Source organism: Streptomyces sp. NPDC053755 (assembly GCF_040677675.1).
Taxonomy (GTDB): domain Bacteria; phylum Actinomycetota; class Actinomycetes; order Streptomycetales; family Streptomycetaceae; genus Streptomyces.
Window position 1 is genome coordinate 87895 of the sequence record NZ_JBFASK010000001.1, and the last position, 17460, is coordinate 105354.

General features: G+C 74.6%; 16 protein-coding genes and 1 pseudogene. 5 read left to right on the forward strand and 12 right to left on the reverse strand.

Annotation, left to right across the window (positions count from 1 at the left end; all coding sequences use genetic code 11):
• Both AB0K65_RS00425 and AB0K65_RS00430 read right to left on the reverse strand, forming a co-directional pair.
• A pseudogene (locus AB0K65_RS00425) lies at nt 1-216 on the reverse strand (FUSC family protein); the annotation flags it as partial.
• A gap of 83 nt (nt 217-299) precedes the next feature.
• Nucleotides 300-1430 carry a DUF2786 domain-containing protein gene (locus AB0K65_RS00430; RefSeq protein WP_365712744.1) on the reverse strand — a complete coding sequence of 377 codons (1131 nt, stop codon included), beginning with the start codon at nt 1428-1430 and terminating at the stop codon, nt 300-302.
• Between the two features lie 198 nt (nt 1431-1628).
• Between AB0K65_RS00430 and AB0K65_RS00435 the strand changes: the two genes are divergently transcribed.
• On the forward strand, nt 1629-2360 hold the full coding sequence (locus AB0K65_RS00435) for an ABC transporter ATP-binding protein (protein ID WP_365712750.1): 732 nt from the start codon (nt 1629-1631) through the stop codon (nt 2358-2360).
• On the forward strand, nt 2354-4567 hold the full coding sequence (locus AB0K65_RS00440) for an FtsX-like permease family protein (protein WP_365712752.1): 2214 nt from the start codon (nt 2354-2356) through the stop codon (nt 4565-4567). Before AB0K65_RS00435 ends, AB0K65_RS00440 begins: the two co-directional genes overlap by 7 nt.
• 235 nt (nt 4568-4802) lie before the next feature.
• Here the strand turns inward: AB0K65_RS00440 and AB0K65_RS00445 are convergent, their stop codons facing one another.
• Nucleotides 4803-5720 (reverse strand): NADP-dependent oxidoreductase, encoded by a 918-nt coding sequence (locus AB0K65_RS00445; RefSeq protein ID WP_365712754.1) that lies wholly within the window; start codon nt 5718-5720, stop codon nt 4803-4805.
• 140 nt (nt 5721-5860) lie between these two features.
• Between AB0K65_RS00445 and AB0K65_RS00450 the strand changes: the two genes are divergently transcribed.
• A complete protein-coding gene (locus AB0K65_RS00450) occupies nt 5861-7105 on the forward strand; it encodes a LuxR C-terminal-related transcriptional regulator (protein WP_365712756.1) in 1245 nt (414 codons plus the stop codon).
• A 238-nt stretch (nt 7106-7343) separates the two neighbouring features.
• Entirely contained in the window at nt 7344-9053 is a 1710-nt protein-coding gene (locus AB0K65_RS00455) for a bifunctional 3'-5' exonuclease/DNA polymerase (protein ID WP_365712758.1), read from the forward strand.
• 193 nt (nt 9054-9246) lie between these two features.
• On the opposite strand, the gene AB0K65_RS00460 is transcribed toward AB0K65_RS00455, so the two are convergent.
• Together AB0K65_RS00460 and AB0K65_RS00465 are read right to left on the reverse strand one after the other, a co-directional pair.
• The gene (locus tag AB0K65_RS00460; RefSeq protein WP_365712760.1) at nt 9247-10566 is read right to left on the reverse strand and encodes a hypothetical protein; all 1320 of its coding nucleotides are present in this window, start codon (nt 10564-10566) and stop codon (nt 9247-9249) included.
• Nucleotides 10567-10642: 76 nt separating this feature from the next.
• Nucleotides 10643-11152 carry a SigE family RNA polymerase sigma factor gene (locus AB0K65_RS00465; RefSeq protein ID WP_365712762.1) on the reverse strand — a complete coding sequence of 170 codons (510 nt, stop codon included), beginning with the start codon at nt 11150-11152 and terminating at the stop codon, nt 10643-10645.
• A gap of 130 nt (nt 11153-11282) precedes the next feature.
• Between AB0K65_RS00465 and AB0K65_RS00470 the strand changes: the two genes are divergently transcribed.
• A complete protein-coding gene (locus AB0K65_RS00470; protein WP_365712764.1) occupies nt 11283-11672 on the forward strand; it encodes a DUF6479 family protein in 390 nt (129 codons plus the stop codon).
• Nucleotides 11673-11803: 131 nt separating this feature from the next.
• On the opposite strand, the gene AB0K65_RS00475 is transcribed toward AB0K65_RS00470, so the two are convergent.
• The 7 genes from AB0K65_RS00475 to AB0K65_RS00505 form a co-directional block, all read right to left on the reverse strand.
• Nucleotides 11804-12007, reverse strand: a complete 204-nt coding sequence (locus AB0K65_RS00475) for a hypothetical protein (RefSeq protein ID WP_365712766.1) — start codon at nt 12005-12007, stop codon at nt 11804-11806.
• A complete protein-coding gene (locus AB0K65_RS00480; RefSeq protein WP_365712768.1) occupies nt 12007-13320 on the reverse strand; it encodes a cation:proton antiporter in 1314 nt (437 codons plus the stop codon). The genes AB0K65_RS00475 and AB0K65_RS00480 overlap by 1 nt, the downstream gene beginning before the upstream one ends.
• A gap of 81 nt (nt 13321-13401) precedes the next feature.
• On the reverse strand, nt 13402-14424 hold the full coding sequence (gene gntD, locus AB0K65_RS00485; protein ID WP_365712770.1) for a guanitoxin biosynthesis L-enduracididine beta-hydroxylase GntD: 1023 nt from the start codon (nt 14422-14424) through the stop codon (nt 13402-13404).
• Between the two features lie 67 nt (nt 14425-14491).
• Nucleotides 14492-14671, reverse strand: a complete 180-nt coding sequence (locus tag AB0K65_RS00490; protein ID WP_365712772.1) for a hypothetical protein — start codon at nt 14669-14671, stop codon at nt 14492-14494.
• Nucleotides 14672-14883: 212 nt separating this feature from the next.
• Nucleotides 14884-16005, reverse strand: a complete 1122-nt coding sequence (gene rsgA / locus AB0K65_RS00495; protein WP_365712774.1) for a ribosome small subunit-dependent GTPase A — start codon at nt 16003-16005, stop codon at nt 14884-14886.
• Entirely contained in the window at nt 16002-16727 is a 726-nt protein-coding gene (locus AB0K65_RS00500; RefSeq protein WP_365712776.1) for a 4'-phosphopantetheinyl transferase superfamily protein, read from the reverse strand. Before AB0K65_RS00500 ends, rsgA begins: the two co-directional genes overlap by 4 nt.
• Nucleotides 16728-16735: 8 nt before the next feature.
• A complete protein-coding gene (locus tag AB0K65_RS00505; protein WP_365712778.1) occupies nt 16736-17455 on the reverse strand; it encodes a YqcI/YcgG family protein in 720 nt (239 codons plus the stop codon).
• Between the last annotated feature and the right edge of the window lie 5 nt (nt 17456-17460).

Sequence of the window (17460 nt, forward strand, 5' to 3'; positions counted from 1 at the left end):
GGGGGGGCGCCAGGAGCGCTGGAAGGTGGCGATGGCGGCCTGGAAGGCGCCGAAGGCGGAGGAGATGGCGACGCCGGGGCCGAAGAGGGCGAGGGAGACGCCGACGACGAGCGCGAGGCCGAGGGCGCCACGAGCGGCGACGAGGGGATCGAGCCGCCGCCGCTCGACGGCGAACCCGGAACGGGCGGTCTCCTTCAGGGCGCGGAGCCAGCTCATGCGCCCGAGCGTATCGGCGAAGCGGTACGAAAGGGGCGTACCGCTCTCGGGTGGGGGTGGGGGCCCGCCGCGGCGGGCTCGATTCAGGAGTTTTCGGGGATCGCCGGGTGGGTGGGGTGGAGGCCGGCGCGGTCGGCGGCCGTGGTGCCGTGGGTCCAGCCCGCCTCGTCCCACATCGCGCGTACCCGCGTCGTTCGTGTCCGCGGGAACATCTCGTCCGTGCGGGACGCGACCGCCACCTCCCGCGACGCCAGGACCGGCAGCAGCGTCGGCTCCTCCGCCGCCACGCGGCGCGAGGTGGAAGCCAGCCGCGCCCCGAGCCGGTTCGCGTACGCCAGCAGGAACGACTGGCGGAAGGACTTCGTGCGCTTGCGGCCCCCGGCCCGCTGCTCCGCCTCCGCCCGCGTCATCGCCGACGTGCCCTGGACGAGCAGCGAGGTGTAGAGCAGCTCCACCGGCTCCAGGTCCGTCTCGAAGCCGACCACGGTCGAGAAGCCGTACGGCTCGTTCCACACCGCCCGGCAGTGGTTCGCCGTCGCCACCGCGTCCAGCAGGATGGCCTTGGCCTGCTCGTACGGCGCGTCCACGCCGATCCGGACCGCCCCCGGCGTCTCCGCCCCCGAGGCCCCCGAGGCGCCCAGCGCCGCCTCGTCCAGGCTGTGCCGGGCCATCAGCTCCTGCGCCTTCGCCGTCAGCGCCTCCGCCTCCTCCGGGTACCCCGTCGCCTCCGCCTTGGCCAGCAGCGCCCGGATCCGGGTCAGCATGCGCGGCTCGCCCGCCGCCGGGGGCGGGATCAGCGCGTCACCCGGCATCGGCCCCACCGGGTCGAGGGACGGCAGCCGGACCAGCAGCCGGTAGAGCTCCAGGACCGCCGTCGCGTAGGAGAAGCGGTCGGCCTTCCACGGCCGCGCGTCCAGCTCGGCCAGCTGCGCCGACCACCGGGCCGGCAGCCGCTCGTAGCCGGCCGTCTCGGCCACGACCAGCGCGCCGAGCAGCCGGACGTGCGCCTCCTCCAGGTCCCGCCGGGCGAGCCGTACGACATCCGCCGGCTGCCAGCCGCGCTCCCACGCCCGGCGAACGAACTCCTCGCCCCGCCGGGCCAGTTCCGCGTCCGACCCCGGATCGGCGGCCAGCAGCGACGCCGCCGTGTCCAGCGCCCTGTCGTCGTCCCCGTACAGCGCCTTCAGCGCCTCCGTCACCGTCTGCGTACTCACGACCGCTTCGCGTCCCGTTCCTCGCGTGCCCGCCTCGTGCGACCACGACCGCCCCACCAGGATGGTCCTCACCGAACACGATCGCGAAATCGGGGGAGTCACGGGCGGTGGCGCTACGGAGGGGGTAGGGCCGGCCCTACCCCCGAGACGCCCTCCAGGGGTCGTGATCGGAGGGCCGCCGGACGGTTGGCTTGCGTCATGACCTCAAGCGCCGTCCGGCTCATCGACCTCCGCCGCCACCACCATGACGTCCGCGCCCTCGACGGGGTCGACCTGGACTTCCGCACCGGCACCTTCACCGCCGTCATGGGCCCCTCCGGCTCCGGCAAGTCCACGCTGCTGCAGTGCGCGGCGGGGCTCGACCGGCCCACCGGAGGGCGGGTGGAGGTGGGCGGGATCGCCCTGGAGGGGCTGAGCGAGCGGCGGCTCACCCTGTTGCGACGGGACACGATCGGCTTCGTCTTCCAGTCCTTCAACCTGCTCCCCTCGCTCACGGCCGCGCAGAACGTGGCGCTGCCGCTGCGGCTGGCCGGGCGGCGCCCCTCCCGTAGCGAGGTGCGGCAGGCGCTGGACCGGGTCGGGCTGGCCGGCCGGGAGAAGCACCGGCCGGGTCAGCTCTCCGGGGGACAGCAGCAACGGGTCGCCATCGCCCGGGCGTTGATCACCCGCCCGGCGGTGCTCTTCGGGGACGAGCCGACCGGCGCCCTGGACTCCACGACCGGTCGCGAGGTGCTGACGATGCTGCGGGAGCTGGTGGACCGGGACGGCCGGACGATCGTGATGGTCACCCACGACCCGGTGGCGGCCTCCCGCGCGGACCGGGTGGTGTTCCTCGTGGACGGGCGGGTGGCCGGCGAACTCTCCTCCCCCACCGTCGAGCTGGTCGCCGCGCGCATGGCGGGTCTGGAGACGGAGGCCGTGGCGTGCTGACCGTCGTCCTCTCCGGCCTGCGTGCCCGCTGGGCCGCGTTCCTCGGCAGTTTCGTCGCCCTCGCCCTGGGGGTCGGGCTCCTCACCGTCATGGGCCTCGGCCTCTCCGCCACCACCGACGCCCCCGAGCGGGACCCCCGCCGGTTCGCTTCCGCGCCGGTGGTCGTCATGGGGCGGGACGCGCTCACCGTCGACGTCCGGCGGGGGCCGGACACCGCGCGGGTGTCGCAGCGGCTCGACCGTCCACAGCCTGTGGATATCGAACTGCTGCGCGAGCTGAAGGCCCGCTGGACCGTCACCACCGCCGAAGGCCCGGCCGCCCCGAAGACGGCGGACGGCCCCACGGACACGGGGACGGCCACGGCCGCCGACGCGCGAACCGGCGGCACCGACGGCCGGGACACCACCGCCGCAGGCCGCGCCCCCGACGCCGTCGGGGTCCACGGCCCGGCCGGCGCCGTCCGTGCGGTCGTCGGCGACCGCGCCCGGGTCCTCACCGGCGGCGAGCGGCGGCTCGCCGACCCCGAGCCGCGGCAGGACGCCGAGGCGCTCGTCGCCCTCAACGCCCTCCTCGGCACCGCAGGCGGCGTCACCGCCTTCGTCTCCGTCTTCGTCGTCGCCTCCACCTTCGCCTTCGCGGTCGCCCTGCGGCGCCGCGAGTTCGGGCTGCTGCGCACCGCCGGCGCGACTCCCGGGCAGGTACGGCGGATGCTGCTCGCCGAGGCCGTGGGCGTCGGCGTCGTCGCCTCGGCCGCCGGGTGCGCGCTCGGCTCCCTGGGGGCTCCCCGGCTGGCGCGGGTGCTCGTCGACGGGGGCCTCGCCCCCGACTGGTTCGCGATCGGCGGCGCCGACTGGCCGCTGCACACGGCGTTCTGGACGGGTGTCACGGTCGCCGTGACCGGCGCGGCCGCCGCGTCCCGCCGGGCCGGCAGGATCGGCCCGGCGGCGGCGCTGCGGGACGCGGACGTCGACGCGGACGTCCTGCCGCCCGGCCGGGCGCTGCTGGGTGCGGGCCTGCTGGTGACGGGCCTCGGCCTGCTCGTGTGGACCTGCCTGACCGAGCCGTCGGAGCTGATGAAGCGCAAGACGTACACGACCCAGCCGATGCTCCTGATCAGCGGCGTCGCCCTGCTCACCCCCGTGCTGGTGCGCCCGGTGGCGCGGGCCCTGCGGCTGCCCGGGGTGACCGCGATGCTCGTACGGGAGAACAGCGCGGCGGCCGTGCGCCGCACCGCCGCCGTCGCCGCGCCCGTCCTCGTGACGGTCGCGCTGGCCGGTTCCCTGCTCGGCTCGGCCACGACGGTGACGAGCACCCGGGCGGCCGAGGCGCGCGAACGGACGGCGGCCCGGTACGTGGTCAGCGGCGCCGACCTGCGCCCGGTGACCGTCCCGGGCGCGACCGTCTCGGCGAGCGCGACGACCTCCGTCTTCGTACGGGACGGCGCCGAGGCGCTGGTGAGGTACGGCGCGCGGGCGGTGACCGACCCGGCGGCCTTCGCGGACCTCGCGCGGCTGCCGGTGATCGCCGGGGACCCGGCCGCTCTCGACGACCGGTCGATCGTCGTCGACGAGGAGTGGGAGCGGGCCCGTGTCGGCGCGGACGTCGACGTCTGGCGCGCGGACGGCAGCGGGCCGGTACGGCTGCGGGTCGTGGCCGTCCTGGCCCGCGGTACGGGTGACAACGGGCCGTACGTGACCCGGGCGAACGCCCCCGGGGCGGTGGTCGACCGGATCGAGGCCCGCGGCACGGACGGCCCGAGGGCGCTGGCGGCGGCCGGCGGCACGGTGCGGACCGTCGAGGAGTGGGCCGCCGCCACCCACCCCGTGACCAGCCCGCAGACGCGGCTCGGGCTGCTCCTGGTCCTGGGCATCGCCCTCGTCTACACCGTGATCGCGCTGGCCAACACGCTGCTGATGGCGACGTCGGTGCGGGGCGCGGAGCTGGCGTCCCTGCGGCTCGCGGGGGCAGCGCGCGGGCAGATCCTGCGGGTGGTGACGGGCGAGGCGGCGCTGGCCGTGGCGATCGGCACGGTCCTCGGACTCGCGGTGACGGCGGTGCCCCTCGCGGCCCTGGGCGCGGGCCTCGCGGCCTTGTCCGCGCCGGCCGCGCTCGCCCTCCCCTGGGAGGCGGTCGGGGCGGCGGCGGGTGTCTGCGCCCTGGTCGCCTCCGCGTCGGCGGTCCTCCCCGCGTGGCGCCTGACACGCTGAGCGGCGAAGGTGGGGGGACGGGGCGGTGACCGGGGTCGGAGCCGGGTCGCCGCCCCGTCCCCGGACCGCGCCGTGACCCGGTCCGTGTCGGCCGGGGCACGTCCTCGGCGGCCGCCCCGAACGCGCCGCGGCCACTACGCCACTCGTGAGGACTTCTCCCGCGGCGCGGACGCCGCCATCGCCCACTGGACGATCACCACCGACGACCTGCCCTGTTCCCCCCAGGGCCGGTCGTCTACGGCACCAGGATCAACTTCCCCCGCGCGTGCCCCGATTCGCTCAGCTCCTGGGCGCGGGCCGCCTCCTTCAGCGGGAACGTCTGCGCCAGGCGGACCGACAAGCGGCCCTCCGTCGCCAGGCGGGCGTGGTGCGTCAGCCAGGCCCGGACCTCGGGCGCGGGCGCGGTGACGCCCGAGAAGACGATCCCCAGCTCCGCCGCGTCCGGCGCCGCGATCGTGACGATCCGCCGCGTCCGTCCACCCATCAGGTCGACCGAGAGCGGCAGCGTGTCGTGACCCGCCGCGTCGAAGACCGCGTCGACGCCGTCCGGGACGGCCGCCCTGATCCGGTCCGCCAGGCCCTCCCCGTACGCCACCGGCACGGCGCCCAGTCCCCGCAGGTAGGCGTGGTTGGCGTCCGAGGCCGTCCCGACGACCGTCGCGCCGGCCGCGACGGCGAGCTGGACGGCGACCGAGCCGACGACACCCGCCGCCCCGTGCAGGAGCAGCGTCTCGCCCGCCCTCACGCCGAGCAGGCCCAGGACGCGGGCCGCCGTCTCCCCGGCCACCGGCAGGCTCGCGGCCTGCTCCCAGGTCAGCCCGGCGGGCTTGGGCAGGAACAGCGAGGACAGGGCGTACTGCGCGTAGGCGCCGGTCGTCGTCCAGCCGAACACCTCGTCGCCGACGTCCACCCCGCCGACGCCCTCGCCCAGCGCGTCCACCGTCCCGGCGAACTCCAGGCCGGGAACGGCAGGGAAGACCGTCGGGTAGAACGCCTCGACCCAGCCGCGACGACGCTTGTGGTCGAGGGGGTTGACCCCGGCCGCCGCCACCTTCACCCGCACCTCGCCGGCCCCCGGCTCCGGCACGGCCACCCCGCTCGCCTGGCGCAGCACCTCCGGGCCGCCGAACTCCTCGTACACGATCGCTTCCATCTCGCCCTCCTCCGTCACCGTCCACCGGTGACGGCTCAAGCGTGCGATCCCGGACGGTGCCGCCAGGCCCTCCCGACGGTCAGTCCCACCTGTCCGGAAGACCAGCCCCGCTGCCCCGCCCGCTGGCTACGCTGAAGCACATGGACGCGACCACGCTGACCACCGCCTACGAGATCATCCGGCAGCCGCTGGGCGAGATCCTCCCCCGGCTCTCGGCCGCCCTCGCGCCCCTCGTCCCGCACCGGGGCGCCGCCGAACTCTCCACGCACTGCGCCCACTCGCCGTTCAAGTCCGTCGGCGAGACGGATCCGCTGGTCGCCGCCGACCTCGCCCCGCTGCTCGACTCCGGCGTCCCGGGCAGCCCGTGGCAGGGCCGGGCGGTCGTCGGCGGGGCCGTACGCGAGGTCGTCGCCGTCACGAGCGACGCGACCGCGCGCCGGTCGGTGCTCGTGCTCCTGCGCGACGAGGGCTCGGCGCACGTCGCCGAGGACGCACTGGCCGTGGTCCAGGCGCTCTGGGACCTGGTGACGAGCCACTTCGACCGGTTCGCGGTCGAGGCTCTGCCGGGGGCGCTCGCCCGTTCCCGGGCGGCGGCCGACACCCGGGCGCGGGTGATCGCGGAGTTGTCGACGGCCCACGCCGCCGCCTTCTCCGGGGTTCTCGGAGTGCTGCGCAGCCGCGCCCTGGACGACGCGACCGCCCGGGCGACCGCCACCGACCTGGCGGTCTCCGCGCTGGTCGACATGCGGGCCGAGACCAAGCGCGACCGGCTGATCGCCGAGGAGCCGGCCCGGGAGGCGTTCGCCCGGCTCGCCGACGACCTGCGGCCGATGCTGCGGCACAGCGCGGTACGGCTCGAACTCGGCCCTCCGGAGACGGAGCGCTCGCTCGCGGCGGACGTGGCGCACAGCGCGCGGGCGATCGTCCGGGCGCTGCTGCTGGTCATCCTGGAGCAGGACTCCGTCCGCCGGGTCCACGTGGGCTGGCAGCTGACCGAGCACGAGCTGCGGGCGGCGGTGCGGGACGACGGATCCGGCGGCCTGGACCCGTGCGACCTGGGCGCGGGGAGCGTCACCGACCGTCTGGAGGTCCTGGGCGGGCACCTGGACATGGAGGCGGTGCCGGGCTGGGGCACGACGATCACCGCCGTGATCCCGCTGGCGACCCCGGACGCGCCGGCCGGGGCGGCGGACCCGCTGACCGCTCTCGGCGACCGCGAGCTGGAGGTCCTCACCCGTCTGGCGCTCGGGCTCCGCAACCGGCAGATCGCCGGCGAACTGCACATCAGCGAGTCCACGGTGAAGTTCCACGTCGCCAACATCCTGACGAAGCTGGGGGTGGCGTCCCGGGGCGAGGCGGCCGCCCTCTTCCACAAGGCGGCCTAGGGCGTGTTTCGAAAGGAGCGCCGTCCGCCCGAAGGGCGGGCCCCGCGGCGTCCGGTGCGTGCGATCGCGAGGCGGAGGGTCGCCCTCGTACGGGACGTACGTGGACGATCACGACAACGCGGCGAGCGTGCGTGCCAGGCGTCGCGGGGCAGGCGGGACTTTCGAAACACGCCCTAACCCCCCGGGCGCGTCCCGTCGGTCCCGTCCGCTGTCAGTGGCGGGTGCCAGACTCGCACCCGTGAGCGAAAGGTGGGCGCTGGCCGGCGAGGCGGAGGGTGGCGGAGCACGGCTCGTCCCCCTCGGCCCCGAAGGGCTGCCCGCGGGGCCCGTGCGGCACGAGCCGGACCTCGTCGAGGCCGTGCGCTCGCGGCCCGGCGTCACCCGCTGGGTCTGGCGCTCGACCCCGGAGGTCTATCCGCGCCTCCTCGCCGCCGGGGTGCGCGTCGAGCGGTGCTACGACATCGAGTGCGCCGAGCAGCTCCTCCTCGGGCACGAGGGGCGCCTGGGGGAGCCGCGGTCGGCGGCGGCCGCCCTCGCCCGGCTGCGGAACGCTCCCGTCCCGCCCGACCCGCCGCAGCGCTCCGCCGAGCCGGGCTCGCAGGACTCGCTCTTCGAGCCCGCCCCGGCCGCCGAGGTCCCCTTCGAGGACCTTCTGGAGGTGTACGCCGAGCAGCAGCGCCGCCACGACCGGGCCGAGCACCCCGGGAGGATGCGGCTGCTGACGGCCGCCGAGTCGGCGGGCATGCTCGTCGCCGCCGAGATGCACCGGGCGGGACTGCCCTGGCGGGCGGACGTGCACCGCGAGGTGCTGCACGGTCTGCTCGGCGAGCGGTACGCGGGCGGCGGGGAGCCGCGCCGCCTCGCCGAGCTGGCCGACGAGGTCTCCGCCGCCTTCGGCCGCCGTGTCCGGCCCGATCTGCCCGCCGACGTCGTCAAGGCCTTCGCGCAGGCCGGCATCCGGGTGAAGTCCACCCGGCGGTGGGAGCTCGCCGAGCTGGACCACCCGGCGGTGGAGCCGCTGATCGCGTACAAGAAGCTGTACCGGATCTGGACCGCGCACGGCTGGTCGTGGCTCCAGGACTGGGTCCGGGACGGCCGGTTCCGCCCCGAGTACGTCCCCGGGGGCACGGTCAGCGGACGCTGGACCACCAACGGCGGCGGGGCCCTGCAGATCCCTAAGGTGATACGGCAGGCGGTCGTCGCGGACGAAGGGTGGCGGCTCGTGGTGGCCGACGCCGACCAGATGGAGCCCAGGGTGCTGGCGGCGATCTCCCGCGACCCGGGCCTGATGGAGGTCGCCGGGCACCCCGACGACCTGTACACCCGGCTGTCGGACCGCGCCTTCTCCGGTGACCGCGAACACGCCAAGCTGGCGCTGCTCGGTGCCGTCTACGGCCAGACCAGCGGGGACGGCCTGAAGAACCTGGCCGCGCTGCGGCGCCGCTTCCCCCGGGCGGTGGCCTACGTCGACGACGCGGCGAAGGCGGGCGAGGAGGGCCGGCTCGTGCGGACCTGGCTCGGCCGCACGAGCCCGCGCGCGGCCGGCGCGGGCGACGACGAGGAGGCCGGCCTGCCGCAGGAGGAGGGCCTTCCTCAGGAGGGCGGCGACCTGCCGGGGGCGGGCGGCGACCTCACGCCCGGTTACGCCTCCGGGAACGCACGGGCGCGCGGCCGGTTCACGCGCAACTTCGTCGTGCAGGGCAGCGCCGCCGACTGGGCGCTGCTGGTGCTCGCCGCGCTGCGCCGGGCCACGGCGGGGATGCGGGCGGAGCTGGTCTTCTTCCAGCACGACGAGGTGATCGTGCACTGCCCGGCCGAGGAGGCGGAGGCGGTGACGGAGGCGATCCGCGCGGCGGGGGACGAGGCCGGGCGGATCGTGTTCGGCGTGACGCCGGTGCGGTTCCCGTTCACGACGGCGACGGTGGAGCGGTACTCGGACGCGAAGTGAGACCGGGAAGGGGCGGGGCGGGCCCTGGCCCTGACCAGGGACCGGTCCAAGGGCCCTGGTCAGGGCCAGGTGGCCACGCCCCGGTCCCGGTCCCCGCGCCCTGCCACCGGCCCCGGCTCCCGGCCGTCCGGCCGCGTCCCGGGGCCGGACGGCCCCCCGCCCGGTCAGGGGCGTGGGGCCCTGTCGGCCGGTTCTAGCCGGCGGACGGCTGCCGCCACTTCGGGCTGAGCGCGATCGTCTTGAGCTGCTCCATCGTCAGCGCGGGCTCGGCACGGGTCGCGGCCTCGTGCTGGGCGCCGGTGTTGAACGCGGAGACCACGACCCGGAAGCCGTCCGGGGTGATGGTGTCGGCCGTCCACCACACCACGCCCGCGCCGCCCTTCTCACCGGGCTGCTGGGTGAGCTTCACCTTGCGCCCGTCGGGCAGGGTGGTGACGTCGCCGCTGCCGAACAGTTCGCCGGCGACGTCACCCATCCGGGGCTGCACGTTGATCTGCACGAGGCTCTTGCCGTCGCCGTCGTTCACGACGACATAGCCGAACCCGACGTCGCCGCCCCGGCCGACCACCCGCAGCTTCTCGGGGAGGAGCGCGTCCAGGATCGCCTGGATCTCGCCCTTGCCGAGTTCGGCCGCCGGGGGCGGGGTGCCGGGGTCGGCCTCGTCGGCCGGGGCCGCCTTCCTGTCCGGCGGCAGCTGCTTAATCAGCGGCAGCCAGGCCGGGGCCGTGACCAGGGTCTTCAGCTGTGCGGCGTCGAACGGCGGGTCCTCGCGGGTGATCGGGGAGTCCTTCTGCGTGGCGGCGTTCCACTCGCTCGCGTCGATGAGGATGCCGTCCTTGGTGAGCAGCACCGCCCGCCAGCTCTTGGTCTCCACGCGCTTGTCCGGGTACTCGTACCCCTGGAAGACCATCAGCCGGGAGCCGTTCGGCAGCTGCTCGCTGACGCAGTGGTCGTACGGGACGTAGGTCTTGTCCGGGCACTCCACCTGGTCGGAGCCCGCCTCGCCGGTGTTCCCGGCACGGTACAGGCCGAGGGAGAAGCCGGCCTTGCCCCGGCCGTCGTCGTAGACGCCGGTGACGGACTGGCCCGTCCCTTCCAGTCCCTGGAAGGTCCAGGTGCCGGCCGGGGTGTTCGCCTTCACGACGGCGGCGATGTCCTCGACCGGGATCCGGGCCTCGTACGGCTTGCGCTCGGCCGGGGACTCGGCGCCGGCCGCGGTCGGCTTGGACGCGCCGACCGTGGCCGTCCCCTCCACGGTGCCGTCGCCCGAGCCCAGCAGGCCGCCGCCGTAGACGCCGCCGACGCCGACCAGGGCGAAGGCCAGCACGCTGCCGGTCACCAGGGCCGCGCGGCGGCGGGCCACCCGTCGTCGGCCGCGCCGGAGGCCGCCGGTCGCCAGCTCGTGGCGGTCGTCCGCGGCGAAGCCGTCACCCGTGTGGCGCAGGGCCTCACCGAGCCGCTCCTCGAATTCCTCGTGCTGTCCGTGCCGGCCGGGGCCCTCGTTCAGAGGCATGCCGAATCACCGTCTCCGTCCTGAGTGAAAGAGTGAGAGTTCGAAGGTTCGAAATGAAGCTGATGAAGCGGGGGCGTCAGCGGGAGGCGAAGGCGGCGATGCTGCCGCCGAGCCCGTCCCGCAGTTTGCCCAGCGCCCGCACCGATCGCGTGCGTACCGCCGCCGAGCTGACCTGAAGCGCTTCCGCGGTCTCCTCGATGCTGCGGTCCTCCCAGTACCGCAGCACCACGACCGCCCGGTCCTTGGGCGTCAGCGCGGCCAGCGCGTCGAGCAGGGCGATCCGCAGGGCGGGGTCGTCGTTTCCCTCGGGGGCCCGGTCGGGGAGTTCCCCGAGGGGCCGCTCGGTGGCCGAGCGCCGCCGCTGGTGGCCGAGGAACGTGCGCACGAGCACGGTCTGGGCGTATCCGGCCGGGTTGCCGATCCGTCCCATCCGTCCCCACATCGCGTACAGCCGGCCGAGCGTCTCCTGCACCAGGTCCTCGGCGAGATGGGTGTCGCCGCTGGTCATGAGGCATGCGGACCGGAAAAGGTGCCCCGATCGGGCGGACGCGAATTCCATGAACTCGTCCGCGCGGGACTTCTGCATACCCTCCCCTTCCTCGTCCTCGTCGCTACACCTCTTTGATGCGACGGCCCCCGGGGAATGTTTCAGGTACCGGGGAAAAAGGTTCGGGCGCTGAATGTCTGAGCGGACCGAACGAGGGTATTCGGCGCATATGAACGCTTTCGTGATGCAGTCGGCAGAGGTGACGATGGCCGCGGGCGTCTGGAACCGGGGCCTGGGCCAGCTCTTGGGCGGCCTTGTCGTGGTCGCCGTGCTCATCGGCGCCTTCGCGTGGGGTCGAAGGATCCGCGACCGTGAGCCCCGGCCCCCGACGCCCGAGGAGCAGCCGCACCGGCCGGCCGACGCGGGGCTGCCCGGCGAGGAGTCGGAGTACCGCACGTCCGCCGAGGTGCCGCAGTCGGACGGCGAGCACCGCCTCATGCCGTACCAGCTGAAGAACTCGGGCGAGACGTCGTCCGAACCGCCCACCGAGGAGAAGCGCAAGTGGGGCGGGATCTCCAGCGGCGGTTTCGGCAGCGGCGGTCCCGGCCACGGCGACTGAGCCCCTTCGGCAGGGCGCTCGTCCTCTCGACCGCGCCGGGCGGCCTGGACCTGTCCGGGCCGCCCGGCGCTCGGCCGTGCCGTGAGCCGTGTGACGAGAGGCCCCTCGGGACCGACCGGCGGGGGGGCTCGTCAGAGCGCCGTCCCGGCGGTGAGGGCCGCCCAGCGGGCGAGGACGTCCTGTGCGTCGCCGTCCTCCAGGTCGTCGAGGAGGCGCGGGACCCGGGCGTCGCCGCGTACGACCGCGACGATCCGGCAGGCACGGGTGATGACGACCGTGCCGTCGGCGCGGTGCTCGTAGCCGAGGAGGCGGGTCCGGGAGGCGGGCGCGGGCATCAGGGCACTCCGATCACTTGCTTGCGGCTGTCGTGGGCCTGGTCGCCGCCGTCGCCTCCCCCGGCCGGGGCCGCCGCGTCCCCCACGCCGAGCAGGCGCAGCAGGGGCCCGGCCATCGCGGTCGTCACCAGCGCCATGAGCACCATCATGGTGAAGAGCTGCGGTCCGATCAGGCCGAGTTCACGGCCCACGCCGAGGATCACGAGTTCCGTCAGCCCCCGGGTGTTCATCAGCGTGCCGAACGCCCCGGCGTCGCGCCAGCTCATCCCCGACAGGCGGGCCGGGATGACCGCGCCGGCGTACTTGCCGACGACGGCGGCCGTCAGGACGAGCAGCAGGGCGAGGAACCCGGTCGCGCCGAGGTCGCCGATGTCGACGGAGAGTCCGGTGAGGACGAAGAACACCGGGAGCAGCAGGGAGGAGGTCTTCTCCAGCGGTGCGGCGAGCCGCCGGCGCAGGCGGGGCTCCTCCGGTCGCGGCATGACCAGGCCGAAGGCGAAGGCACCGAAGATGGCGTGGATGCCGATCCACGAGGTGGCGTAGGAGGAGAGCAGCACTCCGGCGACCACCAGGACGAGCCGGGCGCCGGTCTCGGGCCGTCCCGGGGCGGCCGGGCGCAGCAGCCGGTGCAGCAGGGGCCGGACGGCGAAGACCATCACCGCGGCGTAGAGGGCGGTCAGGGCGAGGACGGTGAAGAAGCCACCGGTGCCGCCGGCGCCCGCCAGGGCGACGACGAGGACGAGGACGCACCAGGCGACGACGTCGCCGGCCGCCGCACAGGCCATCGCCAGGGTGCCCACAGGGGTGTGGCCGAGCCCGCGGTCGCGGATGATGCGGGCGAGGACCGGAAACGCGGTGATGGAGAAGGCGGTCGCGAGGTAGAGGACGAAGATGTCGGCGCCGACGCCGTCGGGGGCGGTGGAGCGGTACAGCAGCGCCGCCGCGCCCGCGCCGACCGCGAACGGCACGGCCATCGCCAGGACGGCGGTCGAGCCCACGGATCGGGTCCGGCCGCGCAGTCGGCCGAGGTCCAGCTCCCAGCCGGCCAGGAACATGAAGAGGGCAAGGCCGACCTGGGCCAGCGCCGACAGCGCGGGCCGCGCCTCGGGCGGGAAGATCAGGGCGGGCAGGTCGCCGGGCAGCAGCCCGAGCACGCTCGGCCCGAGCATCAGACCGGCCGCGATCTCCGCGACCACCGGTGGCTGGTGCAGCCGTCGGCCGAGGGCGACCATCAGGGCGCCCACGAGCAGGACGACGGCGACGTCCGCCATGACGATCGCGTCCAGCGGCACACTCGTCGACGCTGCCGTCATGCGCCTCACCTCCCCTTGCCTCGTGCGGTGTCGTCGGTCCACGGGCCGAAGGCGGCCGGTGGCGGTGGATCAGGACACGACCTAGATCAGGACGCGGCCGGCGGCGGTGTCGCGGGTCTCGCGCGACTTGCGCAGGTCCCGGGTGATGATCGCCTTCTGGAGCCAGCGGTCGGTGCCGTCGTAGCGGGCGGTGAAGGCCTTGCGGCCGTGCACGGCGAGGTAGTTGTCGACGACGAGCAGGGTGCCGGCCTCGACCACGATGTCCCGGGTCGCCGACTCCAGCTCCCGTACCAGCTCCTTGAGTGCCTGCTCGGCGGCGGCGTCCCCCTCGACGCAGCGCATGAAGAAGGGGTCGATCCGCAGGTACGGCGAGTCCGGGGCGCCGAAGAGGACGGCCACGGGCTCCGGAGTCTCGCGCATGGCCCGCATGCGCAACAGCCCGGGGTGGTCCGGCTGCTGGGCGGCCAGCTGCCGCAGGTGTTCGTCGTCGGGGAGAATGTAGAAACGCGGTTCGGAAAGGATCTTGCGGGTGTCCTCGCGGAGGGTCACATCGCGTACTGAGGCCACGGTGGTCGGAACTCGGTCGTGGTTTCGGATTCCGAACAGCGCCAGATAATCGCAGCGGTACGGATGGAAGCCGTCCTCGGTGTGCCATTCGAGCAGGACATCGCTGCCGTGGCCGCTCTGCTCGTTCTCCTCGCCGGCGATCGGCAGCACATTCTGGATCATTCTTCCGGATTGCAGAGTCGGCCAGCTGAACACTTCCCCGAGGCATGTGCCGATCAGCGACAGGAAGAGTTCCTCGCGTCGGGTGCGGACCGACCGGGCGGCTTCCGCCCAGTTCCGGGGGGTGGGCCCGACGGCTGTGTCGTCGACGACGAACCCCCTGATCTTGAAAGCGGCGGCGGGGTCCTCGCGGCGGAAATCCGCCAGGAACCTGCGCAGTCCGACGGGGAGCCGGGCGGCGAGTTCCCACGCCCGGTCGTGGAAGAGCGGGTCGCCCGGGTCGCAGTCCCCCGCCTTCAGCTCGGCGATCAGCGCGTCCAGCTGGGCGACTTCGCCGGTGGACAAGTCGTAGTGGAGTACGCCCTGGTCATGGGTCACGGAATTCGCCCTCTCTGGCGTGGGTGGTGGCGGGGCGGGCGGGGCCGGGGCCCCAGGCCCGGGGGTGTCAGTCCCAGCCCCAGCTGTCGCCGTCGTCGTTCGGACCGGTGGCGGCGGTGGTCGGGCCGCTCTGCGCCGCGGAGGTCACCGGGTAGGTGTCCGCGGCCCGCGCCGTGGTGGTTCCCAGGACCGTCGTGGTGACGGCCGCAGCGCAGGAGATCAGGTAGACGAATGCCTTGCGTCGCATTTTCTCGTCCGATTCCGTCGAAGTGACGGGAGGAAATTCCCCTCCCCCGGACGGGCCGGTGAGCCTGCCATTTGTGTGGCTCTCATTCACCGGCCGCCGATGGGTAATCTGTCAGGGTCCGAACGGGCGTCACAAGAAGTTGTGGTGGCACCAAGGTGCAGTGGCTGCAAGTGGCCAGACGGGCATCCGCGGGAGTGGTGACGGGACCACCGTCAGAACGCCTTGCGGTGTTTCCCGCCACGCTTGCGCTCGTACATCTCGCGCCCCGCCGCCTCTCGGCGCCGCCATTCCCTGCTCAGTTCGGCGCGCAGCCGGGCGTCGGTGCGGGAGGCGATCCAGGCGCTCTCGCGCAGCAGTTTGCGGTAGCTCTCGAACCGGCGGTGGGACAGCGTGCCGGTCTCGACCGCCGCGAGGACGGCACAGTCCGGTTCCGCGTGGTGTTCGCAGTCGTGGAAGCGGCAGTGGACGGCCAGCTCCTCGATCTCCGAGAAGACCTGCGCGAGCCCGTCGTTGGCCTCCCACAGGCCGACCCCGCGCAGCCCGGGGGTGTCGATGAGGACCCCGCCCCGGGGCAGCAGCAGCAGCTCGCGGGCGGTCGTGGTGTGGCGGCCCTTGCCGTCGCTGCCCCGCACGGGTCCCGACTCCTGCTCCTCCGTCCCCAACAGGGCGTTGACGAGAGTGGACTTGCCGACGCCCGACTGTCCGAGGAGGGCCGAGGTACGGCCCGACAGCTCGGCGGCGAGGGCGTCGAGGCCGGCTCCGCTGACGGAGCTGACCGGGAAGACCCCGGCGCCCGGGCCCGCCTGTTCGACGTCGGCGACGAGATGGGTGATGTCGGGGACCAGGTCGGTCTTGGTCAGGGCGACCACCGGCTGGGCGCCGCTGGACCAGGCCAGCGAGAGGAACCGTTCGAGCCGGCCGAGGTCCAGATCGACGGCGAGGGAGACCCCGATCACGGCGAGGTCGATGTTGGCGGCGAGGGTCTGGCCCTCGGAGCGTGCCGACGACGTGGAGCGGGTGAAGCGGGTGCGTCGGGGCAGCGGGGCGCGTACGACGGGGCCGGCCGGCGGAGCCGTGTCGACGGCCACCCAGTCGCCCGTGCACAGGCCGCTCGCGGGATCGCTCTCGGCCCGTAACGTACGGAGCGGGGCACGGGCGCCGGGGGCGGAGCCGGGCGGGTCGTCGTCGGCCGCCACGACCACGTCGCAGCGGCCCCGGTCGACCCGCACCACCCGTCCGGGCACCAGGCCCGTCGGCGCGTACGGGGCGAAGGCGGCCGCCCAGTCGGTGTCCCACCCGTAGGCGGTGAGCGGTGAATCGGCTGCACGGGTCACGGATTCCCCTTCGATCGGGCCGGGTCGGGGCCATTGTCGGCACGGCGGCCCGCACCCGGGGACCGGTGCACCGTCGTCGCGGTGAGCAGCAGCCCGTCCCTGACCAGAAACCGCCCCTCGAAGCCGCCCAGCCGCACGCCGTCGACCAGCGGCCCGTCCACGAGCAGCCGGGCCGTGAACGTCTCCGTACGCGGCTGGAAGGCGACCCTGGCCTCAAGGAAGTCGAGCCAGCGGCCGGTGAGCGGCGACCACGCCTTGTAGACGCTCTCCTTGGCGCTGAACAGCGCGCGGTCCCAGTGCACGTCGGGTCGCAGCGCGGCGAGTTCGGCCAGGTGCGCGCGTTCGGCGGCGTCCGTCACCATGTGCAGGACGCCGGTGCGGTCGAGCGCCTGGTGCGGCTCCGCGTCGACGCCGAGGGCGGCGACGTCCGTGGCGCGCGCCACCGCGGCGGCGCGGTAGCCGGCGCAGTGGGTGATGCCGCCGACGATCCCGGCGGGCCAGACCGGGGCCCGTGCGGCGTCGTGCGGGATGGCGACCCGCGGCGCGCCGAGCCGGCCGAGGGCCCGGCGGGCGCAGGCCCGCGCCGTGGCGAACTCCCGTCGCCGCGCGGGCACGGCGTGGGGCAGCAGGTGCTCCTCCCCGGGGAAGGGGACGGGCGGGCCCGCCGGGTCGCCGAACGCCTCGGCGGTCGCGACCGGCCGGGGCAGCAGCTCCTCCAGCATCCGTCCGCCTATCCGGCCTTCTCCGCCGCGCCGGACCGGCCGGCCCGGTGCGCCCCGGCCGCCGCGACCTCCCGGCCCGCCTGGTGCGCCTCTGCCGTCGCGGCCTCCCCGGTGGCCTCGTCGGCCCCGTCCTGCCACCACCGGATGGCCCGGTCGAGCGGGGCGATCGGCATGACGGACTTGAACATGTCGTTCTCGACGTTGGCCAGGTGGGCGTCGTACGGCCTGCCGACCGCCGAGAAGGCCCGGTGGATGCGCTCGCGCCGCTTGTCGATCGCGGTCGCGTGGCGCTCGAAGGTGGAGGCCGGCTGGAGCAGGAAGTACGTGTGCGGGCTGCCGTGGTTGTGGCGCGGCGAGTGCTCGGGGTAGCACGGCGCGAAGGAGACGACGAAGAAGCGCTCGCCCTCGATCATCGCGTACCAGGTCTCGTCGGGGTCCGGGGAGTCCTGGATGTAGACGCTCGGGTACATCGCGCAGAGCGTCTCGAAGAACCGCCGGGTGAGCCGGGTGAGGGCCTCCAGGGTGGCGCCGAGCGCGGGATCCTCGAAGGTAAGGACCATGCCGTCGCGTTCCTCGGCCCGCGCGGTGCGGAAGAAGTCGGCGAGGGCGGTGCGGTGGGCGAGCAGTTCCGCCTCCACGTCGGCGGAGGTCACGGCCAGGGGCGGGCCCATCCTCGACGGCTTGGCGAACGGGCACAGGGTGGTCTGGACGATCCGGTCGAAGCTCATGGTCA